Raw genomic sequence first — 3,523 nt, forward strand, 5'->3', positions numbered from 1 at the left:
GTGCAGCGCGCCAGGTCCACCCCGGAGGCGGTGACCAGGACGTCGTCGCCGTCGCGGACCGACAGGTTGCCTCCGGTGCCGACGACCAGTCCCTCGTCGGCGACCCGTCGGGCCGCGGCGGCGAGCTCCTCGCGCAGGCTGGGGCGGTCGCTCACGCGGGGACGCCTGCCAGGCCGGCGTCGGTGGCGTAGCGCTCGAGGTAGGCGGTCATCATCGTGATGCCCTCCTCGACCAGGGCGGCGTCGCCGTCGGGGGTGTTCTCGTAGGCCAGCTGGAAGACCCGGTCGCCGACCTCCACGGCGAGGGTGGCCGCGTCGAGCGTGAGGTCCTCGCGGCACAGGCCGCGCTCGAGGGCGAAGCTGCGCAGCATGTCGGCGACCCGCACGTTGTGAGCGCGTCCGAACCGTGCGACGGCGACGTTGGTGCGACCCCGGAGGTAGATCTCGACGAACGCGGGCCGGCGACGGTAGACGGTCACGAAGGCCTGCATCGAGGCGCGCACGACGGTGGCGACGCTCAGCACGGGGAGGGTCGCGATGTCCTCGGCGACCTGGGCGTCCATCTCCTCCATGTCGCGCCCGGCGAGCGCGAGGAGGACGGCCTCCTTGTCCCCGAAGTACTGGTAGAGCGAGGCGACCGGCACCTCCGCCTCCGAGGCGATGGCCCTCGTGGTGAGCGACTCGACCCCGTCGGCGAGGACCAGCCGCTCGGCGGCGTCGAGGATGGCCTCCACGCGCTTGCGGCTGCGCTGCTGGCTGGGGACGCGACGCACGGCACCCGTGACCGGGTCGGGGGCGGTCTCGTTGGACGCCTCGGAGGGACGCGCGGTCGGCACAGCGATCTGCGTCTCAGCTCGTTCCACCGGCATGTGTCGGAGTGTAGGGTACCGATCCTGAAACTGACACATGTTCACGTTTCCACGATCGGAGCGCCATGACCCAGGCCCAGCACTCCCCCACACCCTCGCACGGCGCCTCGCACGCTGCCCTGTCGCGTCGTCACCTGCTCACCACCGGCGCGGCCGGCACCGCCGCCGCGACCGGGGGGCTGCTGCTCTCCGCGGGCGCGGCCGACGCCCGCTCGGGCGGCGGGGGCGGAGGCCGCCAGGGGCGCCTGCCCCGGAAGGTCGACGTCGTGGTCGTCGGCGCCGGCATCTCCGGCCTCGTCGCCACCCGGGAGCTGCTCGAGCAGGGCCTGGACGTGCTGTGCGTGGAGGCGCGCGATCGCGTCGGGGGTCGGGTGCTCAACCACCGGCTCCGCTCCGGTGGGGTGATCGAGGCCGGCGGCGCGTTCGTCGGCCCCACCCAGGACCACATCCTCGCGCTCGCGAAGGAGCTGAAGGTCCGCACCTTCCTGGAGTACAACGAGGGCAACAGCGTCTACATCTCCTCGCTGACCGGCCGCCAGGAGTACTCCGGCACCGTCCCGCCGGACCCCACGATCCTCCCCGACGCCGCGATCCTGCTGACCCGGATGGACTCGATGGCCGCCGAGATCGACGTCAGCGCACCCTGGTCGCACCCCAGCGCCCTGGAGTGGGACGGCATGAGCCTGGGTGAGTTCATCCGGCGTAACGCGCTCAACTCCAGCGGCGTCGGCAACCTCATCAAGTCCTGGACCCAGCCCGGCTTCGGCGCCGACCCCGACGAGCTCTCGCTGCTGTTCGTGCTGTGGTACATCGCCTGCTCGGGCAACGAGACCAACGTCGGCACCTTCTCCCGCAACTCCGACACCGCGGGCGGAGCCCAGGAGAGCCGGATCATCGGCGGCTCCCAGCTCATCCCGCTGCGCCTGGCCCGCAAGCTCGGCGACGCGGTGGCGCTCGACGCCGCCGTGAAGCGCATCGAGCAGAAGGACGGGCGCGTGGTCGTGCGCACGAAGCGCGGCACGGTCCGCGCCAAGCGCGTCGTGGTCGCCTGCCCGCCGCCGATGGTCCTCGACATCGACTGGTTCCCCCGACTGCCGGTGCGCCGCACCCAGCTGCTGCGGCACATGGACATGGGTCAGCTGATGAAGTGCGACGCCGTCTACGAGACGCCGTTCTGGCGCGAGGACGGGCTCAACGGTTTCGGCATCAACGACGCCGGCGCCGCCCGCGCGGTCTTCGACAACTCCCCCGCCTCCGGTGACCCGGGCGTGCTGCTGGCCTTCGTCGGCGGCTCGACCTGGCGCACGTACGGCCCGCTATCCCGCAAGGAGCGCCGTAGGGCCGTCCTCGAGGGCTTCGCGGCGATGTTCGGCGAGAAGGCACTCAAGCCGATCGAGTACACCGAGCAGGACTGGACCAAGGAGCGGTGGACCGGCGGCGGGCCCACCGCCTTCCACGCACCCGGCACCCTGACCGACTTCGGCCCGGCGATCCGCCAGGTGTTCGGTCGCGTGCACTGGGCGGGCACCGAGACCTCGACGTACTGGTCGGGCTACATGGACGGCGCCGTCCGCGCCGGCCAGCGTGCCGCGATCGAGGTCGGGGAGCGACTGTGAGGCGGCAGAAGTGGACCACCACGGTGTTCGCCCGGGTCCCCTCACCCGGCGCCCCGGCGTACGTCCACGTCCACACCAACAAGCGGGTGTACGCCGGCACCTACGCAGCCCCCGACGGCCAGCCGTCCAAGGTCTTCGAGTGGACCCGGTCCGGCACCCTGCTGCGCTCCTGGGCCGTGCCCGGTCAGGACCTCGAGGGCGGCGAGCACGGCGTGCAGGTGGCCGCGCAGACCCGGTCGGGTCGCCTGGTCGTGCTGGACACGACCACGTCGCGGATCCTGACGCTGGACGTGACCACGGGCCGCTGGCGCACCGTCGCCACGCTGCCCGAGGGCTCGGTGCCCAACTACGCGACCTGGGCCCCCGGCGGGCTCTACGTCACCGACTACGGCGACGGGGTCGTCCACCGCGTGACCCGGCGGGGCAAGGTCACCGAGTGGCTGCGCGACCCGGCGCTCGATGGCGTCCTGGGCTTCGGCACCACCGGCATCCGCTACCTGCCCGAGGGCCGCGCCTTCCTGCTGACCCAGCAGACCCTGTCGACCGGCGACGCGCTGCCCACCAACGGCGCGCTGCTGCGGGTCCCCCTCGAGGGCCGCGCCCCCGGCGACGTCGAGGTCGTGTGGACCAGCCAGCCCACCGACCTGCCCGACGGCTTCGGCATCGGGCGGCGCAGCGGGCACGTGTACGTCGCGATGGTCGGCCTCACCAACCGGATCGCCGAGATCGACCCGGCCACCGGCGAGGAGGTCGACTCCTTCCCCGCCGTCCCGCTCACCGGCGAGAACGGCTCGGAGATCCCCTTCGACTCCCCGTGCAACGCGACGTTCCTCGGCAAGACGGTGCTGGTCGCCAACCAGTCCGCGATCCAGGGCGACGCCTCGCACCACGCGGTGCTGCGGGTCCACGTGGGCGAGCGCGGTGTCGCGCCGTACCTGCCGAAGAGGGCCCGCTTCCGCTGACGCCAGTCGCTGGACGAGGTGCGAGGAGCACCCACTCTCGCTGGTCGAGGTGCGAGGAGCGCCAGCGACGAGCCACG

At 72.6% G+C, this 3,523-nt stretch carries 4 protein-coding genes; 2 read left to right on the top strand and 2 right to left on the bottom strand.

Annotated elements, in window-relative coordinates; all coding sequences use genetic code 11:
- Together A6Q79_RS14620 and A6Q79_RS14625 are read right to left on the bottom strand one after the other, a co-directional pair.
- Positions 1 to 155 (bottom strand): class II aldolase/adducin family protein (locus A6Q79_RS14620; protein ID WP_317698679.1); only part of this gene is annotated, 155 nt, incomplete at its 3' end.
- Positions 152 to 868, bottom strand: coding sequence for a TetR/AcrR family transcriptional regulator (locus A6Q79_RS14625; RefSeq protein WP_317698676.1), 717 nt, complete (start codon positions 866 to 868; stop codon positions 152 to 154). The genes A6Q79_RS14620 and A6Q79_RS14625, both read right to left, overlap by 4 nt.
- A 65-nt stretch (positions 869 to 933) precedes the next feature.
- Here A6Q79_RS14625 and A6Q79_RS14630 point away from each other — a divergent pair, with 65 nt between their 5' ends.
- Together A6Q79_RS14630 and A6Q79_RS14635 are read left to right on the top strand one after the other, a co-directional pair.
- Positions 934 to 2,484: an FAD-dependent oxidoreductase gene (locus A6Q79_RS14630; protein WP_317698677.1), complete on the top strand. Its 1,551-nt coding sequence runs from the start codon at positions 934 to 936 to the stop codon at positions 2,482 to 2,484.
- Entirely contained in the window at positions 2,481 to 3,446 is a 966-nt protein-coding gene (locus A6Q79_RS14635) for a hypothetical protein (RefSeq protein WP_317698678.1), read from the top strand. Before A6Q79_RS14630 ends, A6Q79_RS14635 begins: the two co-directional genes overlap by 4 nt.
- Positions 3,447 to 3,523 lie beyond the last annotated feature (77 nt).

The organism is Aeromicrobium sp. REDSEA-S32_B7 (assembly GCF_001626145.1).
GTDB lineage: Bacteria > Actinomycetota > Actinomycetes > Propionibacteriales > Nocardioidaceae > Aeromicrobium > Aeromicrobium erythreum.

Bases quoted from the DNA above. Each gene is read 5' to 3' on its own strand.
- A6Q79_RS14625 (WP_317698676.1), bottom strand. From the start codon at position 868: ATGCCGGTGGAACGAGCTGAGACGCAGATCGCTGTGCCGACCGCGCGT.
- A6Q79_RS14630 (WP_317698677.1), top strand. From the start codon at position 934: ATGACCCAGGCCCAGCACTCCCCCACACCCTCGCACGGCGCCTCGCAC.